The organism is Chelativorans petroleitrophicus, assembly GCF_025398195.1.
Classification (GTDB): domain Bacteria; phylum Pseudomonadota; class Alphaproteobacteria; order Rhizobiales; family Rhizobiaceae; genus Chelativorans; species Chelativorans petroleitrophicus.
Genome location: NZ_JAODNV010000006.1, coordinates 272,235 through 295,270, shown reverse-complemented (window position 1 = coordinate 295,270; position 23,036 = coordinate 272,235). Strand labels below are relative to the sequence as shown.

At 63.6% G+C, this 23,036-nt stretch carries 20 protein-coding genes and 1 tRNA gene; 8 read left to right on the top strand and 13 right to left on the bottom strand.

Translation table 11 applies throughout. The features are described 5' to 3' along the window. Nucleotides 1-148 precede the first annotated feature (148 nt). Nucleotides 149-493 carry a helix-turn-helix domain-containing protein gene (locus NYR54_RS19340; RefSeq protein WP_423738573.1) on the top strand — a complete coding sequence of 115 codons (345 nt, stop codon included), beginning with the start codon at nucleotides 149-151 and terminating at the stop codon, nucleotides 491-493. After that, a complete protein-coding gene (locus tag NYR54_RS06130) occupies nucleotides 391-1,332 on the top strand; it encodes a tyrosine-type recombinase/integrase (RefSeq protein WP_423738575.1) in 942 nt (313 codons plus the stop codon). The genes NYR54_RS19340 and NYR54_RS06130 overlap by 103 nt, the downstream gene beginning before the upstream one ends. Nucleotides 1,333-1,395: 63 nt before the next feature. On the opposite strand, the gene NYR54_RS06125 is transcribed toward NYR54_RS06130, so the two are convergent. Both NYR54_RS06125 and cpdR read right to left on the bottom strand, forming a co-directional pair. After that, nucleotides 1,396-1,470: transfer RNA gene (locus NYR54_RS06125), tRNA-Val, on the bottom strand. Nucleotides 1,471-1,581: 111 nt separating this feature from the next. Then, nucleotides 1,582-1,944 carry a cell cycle two-component system response regulator CpdR gene (gene cpdR, locus NYR54_RS06120; RefSeq protein WP_261514710.1) on the bottom strand — a complete coding sequence of 121 codons (363 nt, stop codon included), beginning with the start codon at nucleotides 1,942-1,944 and terminating at the stop codon, nucleotides 1,582-1,584. A gap of 185 nt (nucleotides 1,945-2,129) precedes the next feature. On the opposite strand from cpdR, the gene NYR54_RS06115 reads away from it, so the two are divergent. Together NYR54_RS06115 and hisN are read left to right on the top strand one after the other, a co-directional pair. Then, a complete protein-coding gene (locus tag NYR54_RS06115) occupies nucleotides 2,130-3,020 on the top strand; it encodes an N-formylglutamate amidohydrolase (RefSeq protein WP_261514709.1) in 891 nt (296 codons plus the stop codon). A 211-nt stretch (nucleotides 3,021-3,231) separates the two neighbouring features. Further along, nucleotides 3,232-4,005, top strand: a complete 774-nt coding sequence (gene hisN, locus NYR54_RS06110; protein WP_261514730.1) for a histidinol-phosphatase — start codon at nucleotides 3,232-3,234, stop codon at nucleotides 4,003-4,005. Nucleotides 4,006-4,008: 3 nt separating this feature from the next. Here the strand turns inward: hisN and NYR54_RS06105 are convergent, their stop codons facing one another. Next, nucleotides 4,009-4,998: an alpha/beta fold hydrolase gene (locus NYR54_RS06105; RefSeq protein WP_261514708.1), complete on the bottom strand. Its 990-nt coding sequence runs from the start codon at nucleotides 4,996-4,998 to the stop codon at nucleotides 4,009-4,011. A 394-nt stretch (nucleotides 4,999-5,392) separates the two neighbouring features. Between NYR54_RS06105 and NYR54_RS06100 the strand changes: the two genes are divergently transcribed. Then, nucleotides 5,393-5,866 (top strand): Hsp20 family protein, encoded by a 474-nt coding sequence (locus tag NYR54_RS06100; RefSeq protein WP_261514707.1) that lies wholly within the window; start codon nucleotides 5,393-5,395, stop codon nucleotides 5,864-5,866. A 75-nt stretch (nucleotides 5,867-5,941) separates the two neighbouring features. Here NYR54_RS06100 and NYR54_RS06095 read toward each other — a convergent pair whose 3' ends face one another. The 8 genes from NYR54_RS06095 to NYR54_RS06060 all read right to left on the bottom strand — a co-directional run bounded on the left by NYR54_RS06095 (nucleotide 5,942) and on the right by NYR54_RS06060 (nucleotide 15,846). Beyond that, nucleotides 5,942-6,403: an NfeD family protein gene (locus tag NYR54_RS06095; protein ID WP_261514706.1), complete on the bottom strand. Its 462-nt coding sequence runs from the start codon at nucleotides 6,401-6,403 to the stop codon at nucleotides 5,942-5,944. A 5-nt stretch (nucleotides 6,404-6,408) separates the two neighbouring features. Next, nucleotides 6,409-7,371: an SPFH domain-containing protein gene (locus NYR54_RS06090; protein WP_261514705.1), complete on the bottom strand. Its 963-nt coding sequence runs from the start codon at nucleotides 7,369-7,371 to the stop codon at nucleotides 6,409-6,411. Between the two features lie 119 nt (nucleotides 7,372-7,490). Then, the gene (gene hemH / locus NYR54_RS06085; RefSeq protein ID WP_261514704.1) at nucleotides 7,491-8,531 is read right to left on the bottom strand and encodes a ferrochelatase; all 1,041 of its coding nucleotides are present in this window, start codon (nucleotides 8,529-8,531) and stop codon (nucleotides 7,491-7,493) included. A gap of 118 nt (nucleotides 8,532-8,649) precedes the next feature. Continuing rightward, nucleotides 8,650-10,626: a 5'-nucleotidase C-terminal domain-containing protein gene (locus NYR54_RS06080; protein WP_261514703.1), complete on the bottom strand. Its 1,977-nt coding sequence runs from the start codon at nucleotides 10,624-10,626 to the stop codon at nucleotides 8,650-8,652. A gap of 107 nt (nucleotides 10,627-10,733) precedes the next feature. Beyond that, the gene (omp10, locus tag NYR54_RS06075; RefSeq protein ID WP_261514702.1) at nucleotides 10,734-11,105 is read right to left on the bottom strand and encodes an outer membrane lipoprotein Omp10; all 372 of its coding nucleotides are present in this window, start codon (nucleotides 11,103-11,105) and stop codon (nucleotides 10,734-10,736) included. Nucleotides 11,106-11,188: 83 nt separating this feature from the next. Next, on the bottom strand, nucleotides 11,189-12,634 hold the full coding sequence (locus NYR54_RS06070; protein WP_261514701.1) for a homospermidine synthase: 1,446 nt from the start codon (nucleotides 12,632-12,634) through the stop codon (nucleotides 11,189-11,191). Between the two features lie 135 nt (nucleotides 12,635-12,769). After that, on the bottom strand, nucleotides 12,770-13,996 hold the full coding sequence (locus NYR54_RS06065; RefSeq protein ID WP_261514700.1) for an aminodeoxychorismate synthase component I: 1,227 nt from the start codon (nucleotides 13,994-13,996) through the stop codon (nucleotides 12,770-12,772). A gap of 11 nt (nucleotides 13,997-14,007) precedes the next feature. Further along, the gene (locus NYR54_RS06060; RefSeq protein WP_261514729.1) at nucleotides 14,008-15,846 is read right to left on the bottom strand and encodes a M3 family oligoendopeptidase; all 1,839 of its coding nucleotides are present in this window, start codon (nucleotides 15,844-15,846) and stop codon (nucleotides 14,008-14,010) included. 177 nt (nucleotides 15,847-16,023) lie between these two features. On the opposite strand from NYR54_RS06060, the gene NYR54_RS06055 reads away from it, so the two are divergent. Both NYR54_RS06055 and mepK read left to right on the top strand, forming a co-directional pair. Beyond that, a complete protein-coding gene (locus tag NYR54_RS06055; RefSeq protein WP_261514699.1) occupies nucleotides 16,024-17,535 on the top strand; it encodes a sigma-54-dependent transcriptional regulator in 1,512 nt (503 codons plus the stop codon). A gap of 286 nt (nucleotides 17,536-17,821) precedes the next feature. Continuing rightward, nucleotides 17,822-19,630: a peptidoglycan L,D-endopeptidase MepK gene (gene mepK, locus NYR54_RS06050; RefSeq protein WP_479877961.1), complete on the top strand. Its 1,809-nt coding sequence runs from the start codon at nucleotides 17,822-17,824 to the stop codon at nucleotides 19,628-19,630. Between the two features lie 48 nt (nucleotides 19,631-19,678). Here the strand turns inward: mepK and NYR54_RS06045 are convergent, their stop codons facing one another. Further along, entirely contained in the window at nucleotides 19,679-19,972 is a 294-nt protein-coding gene (locus NYR54_RS06045) for a hypothetical protein (RefSeq protein WP_261514697.1), read from the bottom strand. A gap of 244 nt (nucleotides 19,973-20,216) precedes the next feature. After that, a complete protein-coding gene (locus NYR54_RS06040; RefSeq protein WP_261514696.1) occupies nucleotides 20,217-21,830 on the bottom strand; it encodes an outer membrane beta-barrel protein in 1,614 nt (537 codons plus the stop codon). A 144-nt stretch (nucleotides 21,831-21,974) separates the two neighbouring features. On the opposite strand from NYR54_RS06040, the gene NYR54_RS06035 reads away from it, so the two are divergent. Continuing rightward, on the top strand, nucleotides 21,975-22,970 hold the full coding sequence (locus NYR54_RS06035; RefSeq protein WP_261514695.1) for a KpsF/GutQ family sugar-phosphate isomerase: 996 nt from the start codon (nucleotides 21,975-21,977) through the stop codon (nucleotides 22,968-22,970). The last annotated feature ends 66 nt before the right edge of the window (nucleotides 22,971-23,036 follow it).

The window sequence follows — 23,036 nt, the reverse complement described above, 5'->3', positions numbered from 1 at the left end:
GCGATGCCGCCCGCGCTGGCGCCACGACCATCATTGCACTAACAATCAAATTGGACCCGTCCGTGGGGGCCGATCACCTTCCTATCGGGGCTCATTCTAGCGGCGTTGAGTGCAAGAAGAAAGCACTCGACTGGCAGGCTAGTGCGTCATGGGCAGATGCCCGCGCGTTGAGGGGACGACGCCAGAGATGATGCAAGGACCCGCTGTCTTTACTCCTGCCACTCTAGCAGACCGCTGGGCTTGCTCGGAGCGACACGTAAGACTCATGGTAGAGCGTGGTATCTTGCCTGCCTTCAGACTTGGCGGCAAGCTGATCCGCATTAGGAGGGAAGATGTGGAGGCTTTTGAATGCAACCATGGCGTATCACCAAATTGCGAGGCGAGTTCGCCATTACATGGACAGATGAAAACGGGATTCGCAGACGCTATCGCCTCGGAACATCGGACAGGCAAGAGGCGGCGCGCCGCGCCCCGGCTCGATACGCCGCGCTAACGCGCCCGCGTGGGAAGACAGTAGAAGAGCTATGGAAAGGCTACGAAGCCGACATGGCTGGCCGCGCCGTGGTAGGTACTATGAAGCACACTTGGAAGGCCCTCCGAAATAGGTTCGGGCCTATTGAGGCCGATGCTATCACCATCGCTGACTGCAGGGCGCACACAGACGAACGTCGCAACGCCGGAATAAAGGATGGCACCATTCACACAGAGCTAGGCCACCTGCGCATGGTACTTCTGTGGGCTGAGAAGCATGGCCTTATCGAAAAGGCGCCAGTGATTGAGCGCCCCTCGAAACCGGAACCGAAAGACGCATATCTGACAAAGGATGAGGCACGAGCGTTGTTGAAGGCGGCAAAGATGCCGCATGTCCGGCTCGCTATCCTACTCATGCTGGGCACGGGCGCAAGAAACGAGGCGGCGCTGCAGCTCACCTGGGATCGAGTGGATTTCGAGCGCCGAATTATTCAACTACGCAATCCTTTCGATAGACAGCGAAGAAAGGGAAGAGCTACAGTGCCAATGAATGATACGCTCTATAAAGCCCTGCAAGAGGCCAAGTCAGGTGCCCTTACCCCTTACGTTATCGAGTGGGGCGGAAGGCCCGTAAAATCCATCAAGAAGGGGCTGAAGTCGGCGGGTCGAGCAATCAACCGCCCTGACGTGTCACCCCACATGCTCCGCCATAGCGCAGCCGTGTGGTTGGCAGAGGACGGTCACTCCATGCACGAAATTGCACAATTTCTGGGGCATGACGACGTGAAGACGACAACTCGCGTCTACGCCCGTTATTCGCCAACGCATCTCAGAAAATTGGCCGATTCGCTGGTATTCTAATGACAACAGGTTCAATGAACCCAAGGAGCACTTCATACGCCAATGCTAAGTCTTTGATTTGGATGGTGGGCGTGCCTGGGATCGAACCAGGGACCCCTACGATGTCAACGTAGTGCTCTCCCGCTGAGCTACACGCCCATCCGCCGCGCGATACACCACATATCCGCCAGCCCCGTCAATAGGAACCTTAAGAACCTTTCAGCGAATTTCATCCGGCGCGGTTTGCGGATGAACCGCCTCCGCGCTTTCTCAGGCGGCGTGCAGAAGCTTGTCGACCTCGTCGACGAGTTCGCGAAGGTGGAACGGCTTCGAGAGAACCTTGGCATCGCGCGGGGCGTCCGAATCGGGATTGAGCGCGACAGCGGCGAAGCCGGTGATGAACATGACCTTGAGGTCGGGATCGATCTCAGTCGCACGCCGGGCAAGTTCGATACCGTCCATCTCCGGCATGACGATGTCCGTCAGAAGCAGCGAAAAGGGCTCCTCACGCAACCGCTCGTAGGCACTCGCACCATTGTCGAAATCCACCACCTCATGGCCGGCGCGCTCGAGCGCCTTGACGAGAAAGCGGCGCATATCCCCGTCATCTTCCGCGAGAAGAATTCGTGCCATCGCCCTCTACCGAAATGCTACCCGCCCCGCCTGCCGCAGCGGGGCAAAAACAATGTTTCATATGGCCGGGGCATGGTAAATATCAAGTGAATGCGCATGGCCGCTACCACGCGCCGCGCTGGACATACATTCTCCCGAATGGCACGCTCGTCTGCAGGGAGCAGCGCATTTTATGCGAGGTATCGATGGGCGCAGAGGCGGACTTTTCGGAAATCCCGGCCTTTCAGGTGCTTATGGCCGGCGAACAGCGGGTTCCCTTCGTTTTTAACTCTCCCCATAGCGGCCGGCACTACCCTTCCCGCTTCCTGGCCATGAGCCGGCTCGACGCTGCGTCCATCCGCCGCTCGGAAGATTGCTATGTGGACGAGCTGTTCGCCGCAGCCGGCACCATCGGCGCGCCGCTGCTCGTGGCCAATTTCCCGCGCGCCTATCTCGACGTGAACCGCGAGCCCTGGGAGCTCGATCCGCGCATGTTCCGTGAGCCGGTACCGGCCTTCGCCAATACCCGCTCGCCGCGCGTTGCGGGCGGGCTCGGCACGATTCCAAAGCTCGTAGGCGAAGGTCTCGACATCTATCGCCATCGCCTGCCGCTTTCGGAGGCGCTCACGCGGATCGAGCACATCTACCGCCCCTATCACGCCCGGCTGGCCGAGCTGCTTGTGCGGACCCGCGAACGCTTCGGCTATGCCGTGCTCATCGATTGCCATTCCATGCCCGCCAATATCCGCGTAGGAGAGGGGGTGCTGAGGCCGGATTTCATCATCGGCGACCGCTTCGGCGCCTCGGCGGCGCCTGCGCTCAGGGATCACGCAGTCGCGCTGCTTGCCGCGAAGGGCTATACGGTCATCCAGAACAAGCCCTATGCGGGCGGCTTCATCACCGAACATTACGGCCGGCCTGCCGAGCGCCTGCATGCGCTGCAGATCGAGATCAACCGCGGGCTCTACATGGATGAGCGGACCTTACAGCGCACCCGCCAGTTCGAGACACTGATGCGGGATCTGGGGGATTTCGTGCGGGACCTGGTGGCACTGCCGGCCCAGCACTTCCTGACCATGCCCCTGGCCGCGGAATAAGCTTAAGTCATTAAAAAGAGACCGTATCGTTTACACGACACGGTCATAAGTCTAGGGAGGAAACGCCCAAGGCGGGCACTGGACAGAATCACCCGTCCGAATTGAAGTCTATGTTGCGACGCACAAGTGTCAAGTCTCCTGCATGAATTCGCAGACTAGAGTTGGGGGAAAACTTGTTCTCAATTAGATTAGCCAAGGAGAAATAATGTCCGTGAGTATCTCGCCCGACTTCATGCGCAGGATCGCCGCCGCGGCAGCGGCCGAAACATTGCCGCGTTTCCGGCAGCAAGGCGAGGTCATGAACAAGCACAAGGCGGGTTTCGATCCGGTGACGGAGGCCGACCGGGCAGCGGAGCAGGCCATCCGCGCGCTTATCCGGGCCGAGTTTCCCGATCATGGCATCATGGGCGAGGAATTCGACACGGAGGGGGAAGACAAGACGCACCTGTGGGTGATCGATCCCATCGACGGGACACGGGCGTTCATCTCCGGCCTGCCGCTTTGGGGCACGCTGGTGGGCTTCACGGTTGCCGGCAAGGCGGTGGCCGGGCTGATGTCGCAGCCCTTCACCGGCGAGCTCTACTACGCCAATGAGACGGGCGCCTTCTATGAGGGTCCCGGCGGAGCGCGCAGGCTTGCCGCCCGCCGCACCACCGAACTGTCGCTGGCGACCCTGTGCACGACGAGCCCCGCCCTGTTCGATGGGCGCCGCAGACGGCTTTACGACCGGGTGGAGGCCGCCGTGCGCCTGCCGCGCTACGGCACGGATTGCTATGCCTATGCGATGGTGGCGGCGGGGCATGTGGACCTGGTGATCGAATGCGATCTCAAGCCGCACGACATCGCGGCCCTCATCCCCATCGTGGAGAAAGCGGGCGGCGTCATGACCACATGGGACGGAAACAGCGCCGAAAAAGGCGGGGATATCGTCGCCGCGGCAACACCGGAGCTGCACGCCAGAGCGATGGAGTTCCTCAGGGGGTAGGCCTTACAGGCCGTCCCCGGCATCCATCAGCGGCAGGTCTTCCGGACCCGCACCCTCCCCCTTCGGTACCGCAAAGGCCATGAACGCGGCGAGGGCCTGCTCGCGATAGAGATCGGCCTCCTGCAGGAGCTCATGACGGGCGCCGTCTACGGTCAGCACCCTGGCCGAGCGCAGCGTCCGCCCGTACCGCTCGATCGCCGGCGTAGAGACCACCTGGTCCGCGCCGGCCGCCAGAAACAGGATCGGCACGCGAATCTTCGCAGCAAAATCCGGGTCCCTAACCTGCGCCATCGCCAGGGAGGCGGCGCGGTACCAGGCCACGGTGGGCCCGCCGATGAAGAGCTCCGGGAAGGCGCTCACCAGCGCTTGATTGCGTGCAAAGCGGACAGGGTCGCTGGTCAGCCGGCTGGATCCGAGCGGCGTTTCCTTCCCGCGCCGGCCGCGGCCGCCATAGTAAATCCTGCCGAGGCCCAACGCATAGAGGACATGCGCGAGCCCGTTGACGAGGGAGGCGGGCAGCCCGGTGCGGACTTCAAGGAGCGGCGCAGTCAGCACCATCCGGCGCACGCGGTTGGCAAGGCTGGGAGCGGCCAGAAGCGCAATCAACCCGCCTGTGGAATGGGCAAGGACCGTGTAGGGTGGGCGGCAATCGGGCAGCACCACCTCGCGGAAGAGCTGGTCCAGATCGGCCACATAATCCCGAAAGGTTTCAACATAGCCGCGCCTCGGGTCGTCAAGCAGGCGCTCCGACCCCCCCTGCCCGCGCCAGTCGAGCGCCACGGAGGCGAAACCCGCGGCGGCAAGGTCGCCCACCGTTTCGAAATACTTCTCGATGCACTCGTTGCGGCCGGGAAGCAGCACCACTGTCCCGTTCTTTCCGCCCCCGCGAAAGCAGGCGTAACGGATCTGTCTGCCGTCGAACGCGGTCATGTATCCCGCTACCGCACCCTCCGGTACCGGATTTTCGGGGATTTCGCGCAAGACAGGGGACATGGTCGCAACTCGCGCCGGTGCTCTTGCCGTGTGTGAAGGAGCGTGGCCGTGAAATCAACAGATTTCCGCGTGGCAGACAAGAAGCACGCCGGGAGCGGACCCGAAGGGCGCCCCCGGCACCGCCGGACCGGAGGAAGGGACGGTAGCATCCGGCCCGGAAGCTATGCCGAAGGGTAAATCAGGACACCTGAACGGCAGTCGAAGGGATTGTTCAGCCTGCGTTCATGTTTGCTGAAGGAGAGCCCGCCTTCACTCTCCCTTGAACCAACGTTTGCCAATACCCAAATTTGGGTTGCAGCCGCCGCGGACGGGGCTGCTGGCCAGAGTGGAAATGCCAGGACTGGGTTCCCGATACGGCCAAACGCAAACTTGTTGCTCAACAGGAGGACAGACCATGCGTCACGTCGATTTTTCCCCTCTCTACCGATCGACCGTCGGTTTCGACCGGCTTTTCAGCATGCTCGACTCGCTCGGGCAGTTCGATAGCGGCCAGACCTATCCGCCCTACAACATAGAGCGCACCGGCGAGGACGCCTATCGCATCTCGATGGCGGTCGCGGGCTTCTCGGAGAACGACATTTCGGTCGAGGCCCATCAGAACATGCTGACCATCAAGGGCGAGAAGCGCGAGGAGCGGAACGACGAGAGGACGGAAATCCTTCATCGCGGCATTGCTTCGCGTTCCTTCGAGCGCCGCTTCCAGCTCGCCGACCATGTTGAGGTCACCGGCGCTGTGCTGAAGGACGGCCTGCTCCATATCGATCTCGTGCGCAACCTGCCCGAGGACATGAAGCCGCGCCGCATTCCCATTGCACGCGCCGAGACGGGCACGACCAAGCAGATCGAGGCGACCAAGGCAGCCGCCTGACGCGCCCTCTCCTTTCAGAACAAAAAATGGCGGCGCCGTCGGCGCCGCCATTTCGTAGGCAGTGGCCGCGACCGGTCAGGCCTCCTCCACCATCAGCTCGCTGCCCTTCGCGGAAACCACGCGCACACGGGTGCCTGCCGGCAGGTCCGGACCGGTGACCATCCATATGGTATCGCCCAAGCGGATGCGCCCGCGGCCCTCGCGGATCGGCTCGTCAAGGGCGGCGGTGCGGCCCACAAGCTGCTGCGCCCGCAGATTTAGCAGCGGTTCGTCCGTTTCCGCATCTTTCCGCGCGTCCGTCAGTTTCTTGCCGAGCCACGCGGCGGCCAGCGAAAGGGCGAGGAAGACGAGCACCTGCACCTGCCACGACCAGAAGGCAAATCCCCAAAGCTGCAGGGACAACGCGCCGGTGAGGATGGCGGCAATGCCGATCCATAGCAGGAAGATGCCGGGAACGAGAATTTCCGCCGCCAGCAGGGCGAAGCCGAGCACCATCCAGTTCCACGGCCCTAGCTCGGCGAAGATGCGCATGAGCATCGGGACTACTCCGCGCCGCCGCTATCGCGCGGCGTCAACGGCGGACGGGCGGGAGAGCGGCGCGCGGCAGGCCTCTCCTCGCCATTGGCGAAGACCTCACGGGCAATGGCACCGATGCCACCGAGCGTGCCGATGAGCGAGGACGCCTCGAACGGCATGAGCACGATCTTGTTGTTGGCCGAAGAGCCGATCTTCGCCAACGCCTCGGTATACTTCTGGGCGATGAAATAGTTGACCGCCTGCACGTCGCCCTGCGCGATGGCCTCCGACACGACCTGAGTGGCGCGCGCCTCGGCCTCGGCCGCGCGCTCCCGGGCTTCGGCATCGCGAAACGCCGCTTCGCGGCGCCCCTCCGCCTCCAGAATCTGCGCCTGCTTGCGCCCCTCGGCCTCCAGGATCTCAGCGCGCTTGTTGCGCTCCGCCATCATCTGGCGCGCCATGGATTCCACCAGATTGGCGGGCGGGTTGATGTCCTTGATCTCTACACGGGTGATCTTGATGCCCCAGTTCGCCGCCGCCTCGTCGACGATGCGCAGGAGCCGTTCGTTGATCACATCGCGATTCGACAGAAGCTCGTCCAGGTCCATCGAGCCCATGACCGAGCGGATATTGGTCATGGTCAGGTTGAGAATGGCATTCTCGAGACCGGATACCTGATAGGCCGCCTGCGGCGCGCTCAGCACCTGGTAGAACGCCACGCCGTCCACCGCCACGGTGGCATTGTCGCGCGTGATGATTTCCTGGGTGGGCACGTCCAGCACCTGCTCCATCATGTTCATTCTGGCGCCGATGCGGTCGATGAAGGGAACGATGATGTTGAGGCCCGGCATCAGCGTGCGCGTGTAGCGGCCGAAACGCTCGACCGTGTAGTTGTAGCCCTGCGGCACGGTTTTGACGCCCGCCAAGAGAAAGAGGAGGACGAAAACAACAAGAACGGGAATGAGAATGTCGAAACCGGTGAATGTCATGGCTGATCTCCTAGGCGGCAATAAACTATGAAAGCAGCCGCATTAGCTCCCCGATTATGGCGGGAATGTAGCCTAGACGCTTCACCGCAGCGAGACGAAAATGCGCCGGCGAACGATCCTCAGAGCCAGCCGGACAGCTCGCGCCGGACGAGCGACTCGATCACCCGCATACCCTCTTCGCTGTCGTTGAGGCAGGGGATATGGGAGAAATTCTCGCCACCCTCCTCGTGGAAGATCCTTGCCGCCTCGACAGCGATTTCCTCAAGCGTCTCCAGACAGTCGGAAACGAAGCCCGGATTGAGAACGGCAATGGACTTCACTCCCTCGCGGGCGAGCCGCGCGACGGTTTCATCCGTGTAGGGCTGCAGCCATTCTTCAGGTCCGAAGCGGGACTGGAACGTCGTCAAGAGCTTCTTGCCGTCCCAGCCGAGGCGCTCGGCAAGCAGGCGCGAGGTGGTCAGGCATTGCTCGTAATAGGGATCGCCGCGTTGGGAATAGCTTTTCGGGATGCCGTGATAAGAGGCGATGACCACCTCAGGCTCGAAATCGAGACCCGCCAGATGCCGCTCGACGGAAGCCGCAAGCGCCTCGATGTAGACGGGTTCGGCGGGATAGGCGGGCACCGTGCGCACGGCGGGCTGGAAGCGCATCTTCATCAGCGCCTGAAAGAACGTGTCGTTCACCGTGGCCGTCGTCGTGGCCGAGTATTGCGGATAGAGCGGGAACAAAAGGATACGGTCACATCCCCGGTCCATCAGGCGCTTCGTGACGGTCTCGATGGACGGGATGCCGTAGCGCATGGCCCAGTCAACGATGACGTTGCTGTGGTCCGAAAGGGCGGCAGCCAGCTTTTCGCCCTGAGCGCGCGTGAAGGTGCGCAGGGGCGATTCGTTCCTCTCACGGTTCCAGATCTTGGCGTAAAGAGCGCCGGACGCTTTCGGGCGCCTTGAAAGCACGATGCCCTGCAGAATCGGGTACCAGACGATACGCGGCCATTCGATCACCCGGCGGTCCGAGAGGAATTCGGACAGATAGCGCCGCATCGGCCAGTAATCCGTGCCCTCCGGCGTTCCGAGATTGACGAGCAGAACGCCCACCTTGCCGGCGCTGCCGGGCTTAACGGTGTCAGGCTGACGATCAGTCTTTGCAGGTGCGGTCATGAAGGGCTCCCTGTGGCACCTTCACGACCTAGCAAACTTCCCCGCAAAGACAATGCCGCTTCCGGCCGCAGGTACGGCAAAGCCTCGCCGGAGCGGGGCTTTGCCTGGCGGGAATGGCCTACATCCCGGCGGGGATGGTGAGCGTTGCGCCGACCGGCAGACGGCGCGGCTGATACTGCGGATTGGCCTCGGCAATCCGGCGCCATTCCAGAGGATCGCCCAGATAGCGCTCGGCCAGATCCCAATAGGTGTCGCCCCGGGCGATCGTGTGCGTTCCTTCCCCCGCAGGTTCGGCGGCTGGTTCGGTCTCCATCGGTTCCGCCGCTTCAGGTGCGGCCTCGGGTTCCGCCGCCTCGGGTTCTTCCATTGCGGGCGCAGCAGGTTCCGATTCGGCGGGTTCATCGGCAGCTTCAGGCTCCGCCTCGCCGGCCTCCGACTCCGCCGCCTCATCTTCCGCCGCTGGCGCTTCCGCCTGTGCCATCTGCTCGGCAGCGGCGGCTTCGGTGATTCGCCCGTCCGTATAGGGCTGATAGGGGCTGTTCGCGGCGAGATAGTCGGCCAGCACCTGCTCAAGCCCCGGCCCGTAGTCGTAGGCGTCGGTGGCATTCTCGGCAAAGAGGCTGTAGCCGTCACCGCCGGTCCGCATGAAGTTGTTCGTGGCTATCGTGTAGACGGCATCGGGGTCGATGGGCTCCCATCCATCACCCGACTGCACCTGCACATCGCTGATACGGCTTCCGGGTTCGGCCGAGGCATCGAAGGTGAAACGCAGGCCGGAGACCTGCGGGAAACGGCCCGCCCCCTCCTCGATCTGGCTCACGCCGCTTTCAAGCGAGGCCACCACGTCCGCTCCCTTGAGCCGGAAGGTGGCAAGCGTGTTCTGGAAGGGCAGCACCTCGAGCACCTCGCCCATGGTGACTTCGCCTCCGTCGATGGAAGCGCGCAAGCCGCCGCCATTCGTGATGGCGAACTGCACACCCTGGTCCTTCGTGCGCGCCAGCATGGCGTCTGCCACCAGATTTCCCATCTCGCATTCGCGCGCGCGGCAGTTCTCGCGGCTGCCGTCGATCGGGGCCATCGTCTCGGCAACAACCCTGCCCTTCAGTTCCTCGATCGGGCCGGCAAGCTCCTGAACGCGCGCGACCACCGCCTCGTCCTTGGCCACGGACGCATCGATGAGATGCACGTCGCCCGTCGCTTCCTTCACCACGCCATTGTCGTCAAAGACGACCTTCAGCTCGCCAAGATATTTCGAGTAGGACGCCGCCTGAACGACCGGAACCTGATAGCCGTCCGGATTGTCAACCATGGTCGGATAGGGGCCCTCCGCGCCCTCGACCGTGTTCGAAAGAAGCGTGTTGGTGTGGCCGCCCACCACCACATCGACACCCGGAATCCTGGCGATCGCCTCCAGATCGCGCGGATAGCCCACGTGGGTGAGCGCGATGATCTTGTTGACGCCTTCGGCCTGCACGGCCTGCACTGCGGCGGTGATTCCCTCCACATCCTCGATGATGGAGACATGCTCGCCCGGCGAGGAAAGCTCGGCCGTGTCGTTCGCCACCGCGCCGACAATGCCTATGCGCTCTCCGCCCTGCTCGAGAATGACATATTCGCGCACGCGGTCGCCAAGCGCGGAAGCCTCGCTCGCCTTCACGTTCGAGCCAAGCACCGGGAACTGGACAACCTCCAGAAACGCCGCAAGCCCGTCCTCGCCGTCGTCGAACTCATGGTTGCCGACCACCATGGCGTCCGTTTCCATCAGGTTGAGGAATTCGGCCTCCACGGTGCCCTTGTATGTGGTGTAAAAGAGCGACCCCTGAAAATTGTCGCCGGCATTGAGGAAGAGCACGTTCTCGCCTTCCAGCGCGGCGCGCCGGTCCCGAACCGCGGTGACCAGCCGGGCCGCTCCCCCGAAGCATTTGCCCGCCTCGTCATCCTCGGCCGAGCACGTGGAATCGAACGCGTTGATCGGCTCGATGCGGCTGTGCCAGTCGTTGATGTGCAGGATGTTCAGCGTGTAGTCGGCAAAGGACGGCACAGCTGTCAGCGCCAGAGCCGATGTGCTCAGGGCAAGGACGGCGAATGTCTTCATCTTCGTTCTCCGCAATGCTCGGGTATTCCCCTCTAGCGCCGCTCTATGTCGGCTCCGTAACACCGGGTATGTTCACACCGCCGCCCGGCCGATGCAAGCTGTCTGCATCAGGAGGTGCGTCTTAAGATGAAATTCTGCCCCTGATCGTTGGTGCAGTTAAGCTGCGAAGCGGTAACCATCGCGCAATTCACGAGGCTCTGCCGCTGGCGGATGAGCGACATCATCGAGATTTCGATGTTCTGCCGGTCGCGATAGCGGTACGTCCCCTCCGACAGGCGGTTGCCCGTATCGGTGGCGACACTCACGAACTGGCCGCCCGAAAAAGTGGATAATGCGACGCCCTGGGCATCCGTCCACTGCCCCTCGACGCCCGCTCCGCCTGTCGCGGGGCCGCTCGGCACGCTGACGCCGGCGCAACCGGAAATGATCAGGAGGGATGACAGCGCCGCGCAAGCGGCCGATCTGCGAACTGTGACCATGACGGCCTCCTCAGCTAGGTCATGAATGTTCCATTCGGCGGATTTTTCGTGCGATTGCAAGCCGAAGGCGTTGCCCTGCTGCATCACCGCACGAGGATGTTGCGGAATTGCCATGGGTCAGACGGGTCGATGTCCTCGGGAAACAGGCCTGGACGGTCCGTCAGAGGCGTCCAGTCCGTATAGTAGCCCCTGACCGGTCCCAAATAGGGCATCTGCACCTCGAGGCAGCGGCGATAGTCCATCTCGTCGGCCTCCACGATGCCGGCATTCGGATTCTCGAGCGCCCAGACCATGCCGGCGAGGACGGCGGAACTCACCTGAAGGCCGGTCGCGTTCTGGTAAGGGGCAAGCTTGCGCGTCTCCTCCAGCGAGAGCTGGGAGCCGAACCAGTAGGCATTCTTGGCGTGGCCATAGAGAAGCACGCCCAGCTCATCGATGCCGTCCACCAGTTCATCCTCGTCGAGCACGTGCTGGACGGGCTGCGGCTTGCCAGCCGCGCCGAACATCTCATGCAGCGAAAGCACCGCGTCATTGCAGGGATGATAGGCGTAGTGGCAGGTGGGTCGGTAGAGCACCTCCCCTCCCTCACCCCGCAGAGTGAAGAAATCGGCAATCGAGATCGACTCGTTGTGGGTGACGAGGAAGCCGTATTGCGGCCCCGGCGTCGGGCACCAAGTCCGCACGCGCGTGTTCGCGCCTGGCTGGTCGAGATAGATGGCAGCCTTGCAGCCCTTCTCGTGCTCGCGTGCGTTTTCCGGCCTCCACTTTTCGTGGGTTCCCCAACCGAGCTCGGACGGCTGCAGACCTTCAGCAATGAAGCCCTCGACGGACCAGGTGTTCCAGAAGACGTTCAAGGGCTTCGGCCTTCTGGTGCGCTGGGTGTCGCGCTCGGCGATGTGGATGCCCTTCACGCCCACCTTTTGCATAAGCCCCGCCCAGCCCTGGCGATCCTCCGTCGCCGGCTCGGTGAAGTCGAGATTCATGTCCCGCGCCAGATCGAGCAACGCCTGCTTGACGAACCAGGACACCATGCCGGGGTTGGCCCCGCAGGTGGAGATGGCCGTCGTACCACTTGGATTGCGGAACTTTTCCTCCCGAACCGTCTCGCGCAGCGCATAATTCGTGCGACCCGCACTGCCGAGCGCCGGATCGAGATAGAAGCCGGCCCACGGCTCCACCACCGTGTCGATATAGAGCACACCGAGCTCACGGCAGAGCCTGATGAGATCGAGCGAAGAGGTGTCCACCGACAGGTTGACGCAAAAGCCCTGGCCGGTGCCCTGCGTCAGCAGCGGCGTGAGCAGCTCCCGGTAATTTTCCCGCGTCACACGGGTCTGGATGAAGCGAATGCCGCGCTCATCCAGCAGCGCGCGGTTGGTGTCCACCGGGTCTATGACGGTCATGCGCGATTTGTCGTAGCGGAAATGACGCTCGATGAGCGGCAGCGCGCCACGCCCGATCGAGCCGAAGCCGATCATGACGATGGGCCCTGTGATCTCACCATGAATTGGCCATGCACTGCCAGCCATTCGCAAAGCTCCTTCGTGGGTGCCAAATTGCGCCGGTCAAAAACATGGATCGGCGCGAGAATAAAGTGCGAATGAAGGGGAAAGTAACAGATCGCAGTATTGAGCGGTGCAGGCTGGAGGCTTCGTCCGCCCCAATTATGTGAGATCGGCGTCCGTAAAACGGGCCTTCAGCAGGCATTCCTGATATTCCGCCTCGGCCGTGGAATCGAATACCACGCCTCCGCCGACATTGAAGACGGCTTCACCGCCGGGATAAAGGGAGATGGTGCGGATCGCCACGTTGAAGCGCATGCGCCCGTCAGGCGCGACCCAGCCGATGGCGCCGCAATAGACGTCGCGCGGCGCCACCTCCAGCGAGCGCAGAATCTTCATCGCGCTGATCTTCGGCGCGCCGGTGACCGAGCCGCAAGGAAAGAGAGCGGCGAGGATTTCGAGAAGTGTCGAACCGGGCAGCAGCCGGGCCCGGATGCGGCTTACCATCTGGTGAACCGTCGGATAGCTCTCAACGCGGAAGAGCTCGGGCACATCCAGCGTGCCCACCTCGGAAATACGGGAGATGTCGTTGCGCAGCAGGTCCACGATCATCCGGTTCTCGGCCTGATTCTTGGGATCGTTGCGCAACGCTTCCTTAAGGGCTGCGTCTTCCTGGGTCGTCTTCCCGCGCGGCATTGTTCCCTTCATGGGCAGCGTCTCGATCCAGCCGTCAGCGGAAACCTCGAAGAAAAGCTCCGGCGAGCGCGACAGAACGACGGGACCGGCAAGATCGATAAAGGCCGCATAGCGCACCGGCTGACGCTCCATCAGCCGTTCGAAGAGCCTGAGCGGATCGCCCTGCCAGCGCGCAGAAACGGGGAAGGTGAGATTGCCCTGATAGCAATCGCCCATGCGGATGTGGTGATGCAGGCGGGCAAAGCGCTCTTCATACTCGGCCAAGCGCCAGGCGGGCGTGGCATCAAACAGCAGGGGCTCGGTCGTCTGCGGCGAAGACTGCGGCGGCAGTTCCGAAGGGCCGTCGAAAACACCAAGGCAAAGAAGAGGCGCGCGGCGATCTTCCGGCAGGTGCGGGACAAGGGAGGCATCGAGCAGATAGCCCGCCTCGTAGGAGACGTAGCCCGCCAGCCACTTTCCGCCGCGCCTGAACTCTTCCGCCTGCCTCAGCGCAGGAACGAACTCTTCGGGCTTCTCTGCAAGGAGAATGTCCTGCGGCGCCGAGAAGGTGATTGTTTCATGCGTAAGGTCGTTGCGGAAGAGCGCAATAAGGTCGTGACGGGAAGCGCCCGCGGCCTCCCGCCCCTCTTTGCGCAGGGAGGCCGTCGTCCCGCCAGCTTCGCCGGACCCAATTTGAGACGGATCGTGCGGCATGTGCTCCCGCGCTATTGCCCCTCGTCAAGAGCTTCCAACTCGTCGATCAGCCCTTCGATCACCGCAAGGCCCTTGCTCCAGAAGGCCGGGTCCGAGGCGTCAAGCCCAAAGGGCGCAAGAAGCTCCGAATGATGTTTCGTGCCGCCCGCCTTCAGCATCTCGAAATATTTTTCCTGAAAGCCCTCCTCGGCCTGCCGGTAGACCGCGTAGAGCGAGTTCACGAGGCAATCGCCGAAGGCATAGGCATAGACGTAGAAGGGCGAATGGATGAAGTGCGGGATATAGGTCCAGAAGGTCTCGTAGCCTTCCCGCAGGGCCACGGCAGGCCCGAGGCTTTCGGCCTGCACCTCAAGCCACAGCTCCCCGATCCGGTCGGAGGTCAGCTCGCCCTTACGGCGCTCGGTATGAACCTTGCGCTCGAACTCATAGAAGGCGATCTGGCGCACGACCGTGTTGATCATGTCCTCCGCCTTCTGCGCAAGCATGGCCTTGCGTTCTCGCCTGTCCGACGTGCGGTCGAGCATCGAGCGGAAGGTGAGCATTTCGCCGAAGACGGATGCTGTCTCCGCCAGCGTCAGCGGTGTCTCCGACATCAGCGCGCCCTGCTCCGCAGCCAGCACCTGATGAACGCCGTGGCCGAGTTCATGCGCCAGCGTCATCACGTCGCGCGGCCGGCCCATATAGTTGAGCAGCACGTAAGGATGCGCGGACGGCACCGTGGGATGAGCAAACGCGCCCGGCGACTTGCCGGGCCGGACCGGCGCATCGATCCAGCCTTTCGCAAAAAACCGCTCCGCGATCTCGGCCATTTGGGACGAGAACGCGCTATAGGCTGAAAGCACCGTTTCCTTCGCATCCTTCCACGAAATCAACGTCCTCGGCGTTTCGGGAAGCGGCGCATTGCGGTCCCAGTGATTGAGCTTGTCCATGCCCAGCCACTTGGCCTTCATCGCATAGTAGCGGTGCGAGATGCGCGGGAAGGCCTCGCGCACAGAGGCAGCCAAAGCATCCACCACCTCGCGCTCGACCCGGTTCGACAGGTGGCGCGCATCCGCCACGTCCTCGAACCCGCGCCAGCGGTCGACAATCTCCTTGTCCTTGGCGAGCGTGTTCGTGATGAGGGTGAAGAGGCGCAGATTCGCCTTCAGGGTTCCCGCAAGCGCCTCGGCCGCCTTGCGCCGCTTCTCCCCATCCGGGTCTTCCAGAAGGTTCAAGGTTGGCTCGAGCGTCAGTTCCTCGCCGTCAACAGTAAAGCGCAAGCTCGTCATCGTCTCGTCGAAGAGGCGATTCCATGCCCCGCGCCCGGTGACGGAGGTTTCGTGAAAAAGCTGCTCGATGCGATCCTCAAGCTGATGGGGCCGGTCCTTGCGCACGTCGAGCACCCAGGGCCGGTAGCGGCCGAAGAGCGGGTCGTCCTCCAAGGCCTTGTCGATCAGCGGGTCGTCGATCTTGTTCAGTTCCAGCGTGAAGAAGAGCAGATGCGTACTCGCATCCGTGAGCTTCTCCTGCACGTCGCCGTAAAACTTGGCGCGCTTGGGATCTGAGGTGTCGCCCGCATAGATGAGCCCGGCATAAGAGCCGATGCGGCCGAACAACTCCACCAGCGCCTCATAGGCCTGCAGGGCTTCGCCAAGCCGGCCTTCGGCACCCTTGCCAGCCTCCTCGGCCAGCCGTCCCTTCCAGGTCTTTTCGAAGGCCAGCGCCTCCTGGCTTGCTCTTTCGAGATCCGCGGCAAGCTCGGGCGCGTCCATCGACGGGTAAAGATCGGCGAGATTCCACTCGGGCAGAACGCCAAGGTCCAGCGGCTTGTGCGCGCCTCGGCTGGCCGCGTCCGCCGTCGCGTGGCGCATCTGGCCGGAGCGGTTCTGATCCTGGGCCATAAGGTGCTCCCTGACTTGCGAGCCGGTTTGCGGTGAAATCAAGAAATCGTTCACCGGGTTTCTTGAATGCCTGTTTAGAAGCCGGTGCCATAGAGTTCCAGTGCGCAGGCGCATGGCCTGACGCGATTTTCTGACGCTGTGGCATTCATGTCCGATACCGTCCTGATCGTCGATGATGACCCGGTGCAGCGCCGCCTTCTCGATGAGGCCGTGCGCAGGCTCGGCTATGCTCCGGTGCTCGCGGACGGCGGCGCCATGGCGCTCGAAACCCTGGAAGAGGGCGGCGCAGCCGGCCTGCGGGCGGTCGTGCTCGACCTCGTGATGCCGGGCATGGATGGCATCGAGGTCATGCAGCGGCTGCGCAAGAAAGGCATCGATGCACCCGTGATCGTGCAAACGGCCAAGGGCGGGGTCGAGACTGCAGTGGCGGCCATGCGGGCGGGAGCCTTCGACTTCGTCGTCAAGCCCGTATCGCCTCAGCGGCTGGGGACTGCCATTCGCAATGCACTGAAGGTCGGAGAGCTCGAAGGCGCCGAAAGGCACAAGCGCGGCCGCATGTCCCGAGGCTTCTCCTTCCGCGAGATCATCACCCGCAGCCCGGCCATGGAGCGCACGCTCCGGCTAGCCCGCAAGGCGGCCGCCTCCGACATACCGATCCTCATCGAGGGTGAGTCCGGCGTCGGCAAGGAACTGATCGCGCGCGCCATCAAGGGCGAAAGCGCACGGCGCAGCAAGCCGTTCGTCACGGTGAATTGCGGCGCCATTCCGGACAATCTTGTTGAAAGCATCCTGTTTGGCCACGAGCGCGGGGCCTTCACCGGCGCCACGGAGAAGCACGCCGGCAAATTCGTGGAAGCGGATACGGGTACGCTCTTCCTGGACGAGATCGGAGAGCTTCCGGCCGACGTGCAGGTGAAGCTTCTGCGCGCGGTGCAGGAAGGCGAGGTGGATCCGGTGGGCGGGCGCAACACCGTCAAGGTGGACATCCGCCTGATCTCGGCCACGAACCGCGACCTTCTTGCCCGCGTGCGCGAAGGGCATTTCCGCGAGGATCTTTACTACCGGCTCAATGTCTTTCCCATCACGGTGCCGCCGCTGCGCGACCGCAAGGAAGACATTCCGCTTCTGGTGCAGCATTTCATCGCCCGTTTTTCCTCCTCAGCGCCGAGCGGCGTAATCTCGGGCATCTCGGCCCATGCACTCGACATGCTGTCGGCCTATGACTGGCCGGGCAACATCCGCCAGCTTGAAAACGCCGTCTTCCGCGCGGTTGTGCTGTGCGAGGGAGACGTTTTGACGGCTGCCGAGTTTCCGCAGATCCGTGCCCAGGTGGAGGGCATAGACGAAAGCGAGCTTGCCGAAGGCGAGTCGAAAACCCCCCGGCCTCATGTGCAGACGGCCGCTTCCGCGGAACGGTCCGAGCCGCCCGCGCGGCAGCCTCTCCATCCCGGCCTCATCCGGCTGATCGGAGAGGACGGGCATCTGCGCTCGCTCGCCTCGGTCGAACAGGAGATGATTCGGCGCGCCATCGAACATTACGGCGGCCGCATGAGCGAGGTCGCGCGGCGGCTGGGCATCGGCCGCTCGACCCTGTACCGCAAGCTGAAGGAAATGGGCCTGGAGCAGGCCGGCGACCCTTCCGAAGAGAACGAGCCTTAGACAGATATTCAGCCCTCCCGCCGACGGCGTGAAGGCGTCCGGATAAGAAGGTTTGTAGATAAACTGTTCACCACGTTGCACGATTCTCGCCGTGCTTGTGATCTTGCCATCGTCTCAGCGCATTCCTGCTTCAATAAGCGTCAATTAACCATTATGGTGAATACTCCGGATGCTTCGGGAGACATCCGGGGCCAAGTGGGGACAGTTCCAGTCGACAGGCCGCGTTTTGACAAGCGACGACGTTCAACCGCATGAATGGTGCCGGACGAGGGTCAGTCCGGGCAAATTGATAGCCGGGCTTCTTCTTACGGTGAATATCCTGCTCATGGCAGCACCGGTTGCGAGTGCGGAGACGCGCACGCTGAAGCTCTATTTCCTGCATACCGGGGAACGCGCCGAAATCGCCTACAAGCGCAACGGACGCTATCTCAAGAGTGGCCTGCAGCAGATCAACCACATACTGCGCGACTGGCGCCGCAACGAGCCCGCCGAGATGGACCCGCGCCTGCTTGACCTTCTTTGGGAGGTCTACCGCCAGTCCGGCTCGCGCGAATACATCCACGTAGTTTCCGCCTACCGGTCTCCGCAGACCAATGCCATGCTTCGGAGCCGTTCCAGCGGCGTGGCCAAGAACAGCCAGCACATGCTGGGCAAGGCGGTCGACTTCTTCCTGCCCGACGTAAAGCTTTCCAAGCTTCGCGCCATCGGCCTCAAGATGCAGGTCGGCGGTGTGGGCTATTATCCGCGTTCCGGCTCTCCCTTCGTTCATCTGGATGTGGGCGGCGTGCGGCACTGGCCGCGCATGAGCCGCCAGGAGCTTCTGGCCCTCTTCCCGGACGGCGAGACGCTGCACATACCTTCGGACGGCAAGCCGCTGCCCGGCTACCAGCAGGCGCTCGCTGCCTACAAGGCGCGCCAGAGCAGTGGCGGGGCAGTCCAGGTCGCCGACGACACGACAAGCAGGAACAACCGGCGCGGTCTGCTCGCCATGCTCTTCGGCGGCGGCGCCGACGAGGAGGAGGACAACGCCGAAGCGGCAATTGCCGTCGCCCAGCGCTCGGCACCCGCACGGCGACAGCAGCCTCAGCCCGCGCAGCCCCAGCCGCAGCAGGCCGTCGCGCCTCAGCAGCCGGTCACGCCGCAGCAGCCGGCCGCCCCGCTGGAGGAACCAGCCAGCCCCGCCACCATCATCGCCGAACTGCCCGCGCGCTCGCTTCCCGTACCGCGTGAAGCGCCGCGCCCCGACGCGGACGTTGGTGCGGTAGTGGCGGCTCAGGCGGGTGTGCAGCCTGAACCCAATGCCAATGAGACAGCACTCGAACAGAGCGTGCTCGCAGCCCTGAATGTGCCTCTGCCCACGCCGCGCCCCAAGCATCAGCCTGAGTCGACGGTGGATGTGGCGGAAGCAATGACGGAAGCGAACAGCGATCTGCCTATGCCCGTCGCCTATGTGACGCCGACCCGCCGCCCCGACCGGCCTGCGCCAGCCGACGCCATCGCGGAACTTCTCGCGGCGGAAGCAAACAAGCCGACTCCTGTGGTTGTCGCCAGCGCGCCAACGTCCGACGAGCGGCCTGAAATTTCGGCCTCCGATCTTCTTGCGGCCGCGCCGACGCTCGCCTCGCTGGGCAATAGCGGGCGCCCGGCAAACGGTGACAGCGCCGCAGCCAAGGCCAAAGCTGTCGCGGCCCTCTCCTCCGCCACGGGTGCGGAATCGGAGGAAAATGCTGAAGCGGCATCGACGCAACTCGCTTCCCTCCGCGAAAGCGCCCACGCCTCCGGCGAGCGCAAATCGGACGGCGCCCGCGTGGCTTCAAAAGGACCGCGGCCGCGTCCGGACGACGCCGCAGAGCGGACACCGGCTGTCGCACGGTTCGGCGGAACGCCGACCGACCGCGTGCTCAATGCTCATTCGTTCCTGAATACCCGGCCGAGGCTGGTCGCCTCCGCCTCACGCTTCAGCCCGGAACTGACTCAGGCGCCGCGCGTGGCCTACACCGCAGGCTTCAGTCATATGATTCCGGTGCCTGACGCGCGCCGTTTCACGGGCCAGGCGGTCACGTTCCTCTCGCTGGCCAGGTTTGACGGCGAATAATGAATGGGGCGGGGGCAGTTAGCCCCTGCCCTTCAACCGGCTGCCGGCTCACACCTCGTCAAAGCGTCCACCCTCGCGCGCATTGTTGCGGCGCAGGACTTCCTCCTCCTCGTCATTGGGAAGGGCCTCGTCGCTTTCTAAATACGGGTTGTCCTCACCCTCACCATAGTGCTCGTCCGTGTTGACCCGGCCGGATGTGTCAGCGGGCACGTTGTCACCTTCAGCGTCCTCTGGCGTGAACTCCACTCCCTTGACCGCATCCCAATCCTGTTCGCGGCGGCGCGGCGCTTCCTCGGAGACGTCTCCCGGCGTCTGGCGGCTGTCTTTTCTGTCCGTTGGCATTTTCTTTTCTCCTGCCGGATAGGCGGGCTGCCAATCCTGCGCAGGAGCCGAACACGCGCATACCCTGCGGGTTCCCGCTCCGGCGGTCGTTTCAGAGAAGACTCACGCTCGGCCTTCTGTTGGTCAGGGTATTCCGAACGGAAGACGAAAGGAGCCGATCCTGGCCATCACCGAGCTCGATGTGGTCGAGCGGACACTGCACACCACGAATGCCCGCCACATCGCCCAGCCGTGATGATCGCCGCTAACGCTGGAGCTTCAGCCCCATGAAGAGGCTCGTCGCGTCGTAATCGCGACCGGGAAGGCTGCTCGTCTGGCGTTCATGGCGCAGCCGGCCGGTGAGGCCCGCATAGCGGTTGAGCCACCAGGTCAGAATCGCCTCGCCCGTGAGGATGACGTCATGCCCACCAGCCTCGTAATCGCGATAGGAAGCCCCAAGAGCCGCTTCGCCGGTGAGATTGGAACGCAGCTCCCGCTCGATCCGCAGCGTCCCTGAATAAAGGAGCGAACCGCTCAGCCCCGGATCGGTCGAGCCCTCTATCTCGGTCGAGGCATCGAGGCCGACAACCGTACCGCGGCGCGGCGACCAGGTCAGGCTTGCCGCAAGTGCAGGCCCGGAAATCGTGGCCAGGCGCGAATCCTCGAAATCCTGGCTGAGCCAGCCAGCGGACAGTTCCCCCCTCAGCTTCTCCGAAAGATCAAGGGCGACGCCAGCGCGGGCGCCCAGCCGCGTGGCGGAGCGCTCATAGCCGGCGCTGTCGCGCTCATTGTCATAGATGCGCCTGCCGGCCTCCACCTCCACAAAAGGCGTGAGTGCAGGCGAAATCTCATAACCGCCCCGAAGGCGGGCCAACACGAGCGTGGAATCGCGATCGGACTGGGAGAGCGTCCCCCCGCCCACGAGCTCCGCATCCCCGTACTGATCGCGCTGGACCTCACTGGTCAGGCCAAGACGCAAACGTCCGAGCGACCGCTCGAGCCCGAGCGAGCCGTGCAGGGTATGGCGGAGGGGCTGCTCTTCCACGCCGGGAATGGCTACCGGCGAGGACGCGCCCTCGCGCACCGCCTTGTAGGCGAGCAAAGCGCGGGCGGTGAGATCATCGAGAAGGTCGAGTTCGAGACGCGTCTCCGCCCCACCTTCTAGCTCCTTCACCTCCTCACCCGAAACCGATTTGCGGAATGTGCCGTAGGCTTCAGCCGTGGCGCGGTGGCGCGGCCAGTCGGATTCCGCGCGGAGACGTAGAGAGGTCTCGGAGAGGACGGCATTGTCTCCCCCCGGGCTCTTGTCCGCGTTGGTGGTCGAGGTCAACCCCTGTTCGAGCTCCGTCACCACCACAAAAGTGCCGACGCGGAGTCCGAGCGGAGCGTATGGGTCTTCCTCCGACTGGCGTGCCCCGCCCTCTATAGTCGTGGCGCGCTGGTTGAGCCGCAGCGGCAGCGCCTCCCGCTCCGCCGCGTCGACGGAGACGGCGCGGACCGTTGCCGTGTTCACCCCATCCAGAGCCGGTACTGCCGCCGTCGCCGCCGGACTTTCGTCCTGGCGCTCCGGTACCCCCGCGCCTGCGGAACGGCGGGCTCGGCCCGGCAGGGCGTCAGAGCGCCCGAAAAGTTCTTCGCTATCCAGAAAAACGTCCGCGCCCAAGCTTGCCGGCTGGTAGGGCTCGGCGGGAATGCCCGTTGAGCCGGCCTCCTCATCGGAAAATTCGTCGGGTCCAAGCAGAAGCGCGTTCACGTCGGATTCACGTACCGCTCCGCGCAAGTCCATCTCTTGGCTGGCGGCCGGCAGGACGGCCGCCACCAGGCCTGCCGCGCAGGCCAGATAGACCGCGTACCCTTTGCCCAAGCGATCGCGCGCCATTGCCACCCCAATCCCCGCGGTCCGGGCCGCGTATGGTAATCAAAAGGTAAAAGCCTTCGGTTAACACAAGGTGAAGCTCACCACCGGCGCGCGATGGAAGCCAACCGATGGACATGCCGGAGCGAAAGAGGTAAGCGCATCCTCATGCTGACCAAGACCACCAAGCGGCTCGACCGGAGCAAGGCGATCGCCTCCGCCACCCGCACGCTTGAGGCGGAACAAGCCGCGCTTGCAGCGCTTGCCGAGGTGCTGGACAACGGGCTCGCCGAACCGTTCGCCCAGGCTGTTGAAACGATCGCCGGCATTCCCGGCCGTGTCATCGTGACCGGCGTGGGCAAGAGCGGCCACATCGGCTCTAAAATCGCCGCCACGCTCGCCTCCACCGGCACGCCCGCTTATTTCGTGCATCCGGCCGAGGCTAATCACGGCGATCTGGGCATGATCACACGCGACGATGCCATCGTGGCGCTGTCCTGGTCCGGTGAAAGCCCGGAGCTGAAGGGCATTGTGGCCTATGCGCGGCGCTTTTCCATTCCCATCATAGCAATCACCTCCGGGCTGAGCTCGGCGCTCGCGCGCGAGGCAAGCGTCGTGCTCATGCTGCCCAAAGTCACCGAGGCCTGCCCGCATGGGCTGGCGCCCACCACCTCCACCCTCCTGCAGCTCGTCATCGGCGATGCGCTGGCCGTGGCGCTTCTGGAAGCGCGCGGCTTTACGGCGGATCATTTCCGCACCTTCCATCCGGGCGGCCAGCTCGGCGCCAATCTCACCCATATCGGCGACATCATGCGCCGGGGCGATGACATCCCGATCGTGCCGCCAGGCACGAAAATGCCCGACGCAGTCATGACGCTCTCGAAGAAGCGGGTCGGCTGCGTGTGCGTGGTGGACGGGGACGGCCGACTTGCCGGCATCATCACCGACGGCGATCTGGCTCGCAACCTTCACCGCAATCTGGCCGAGCTCGTGGTGGACGACATCATGACGCGCGCGCCAAAGACCGTGCGCCCGGACATGCTGGCGAGCCAGGCCATGGCGCTGCTCAACCAGCATGCAATCAGCGCGCTGGTCGTGACCGAGGACGATCGCCCAGTCGGCATCGTCCACTTCCATGATCTTCTTAGGATCGGCGTTGCCTAGACGCGCTTGATCCAGCGCTGAGCTCCTTTGTGGTTGCGGGGGTTCTGACAAGCCGCTGGCAACGCC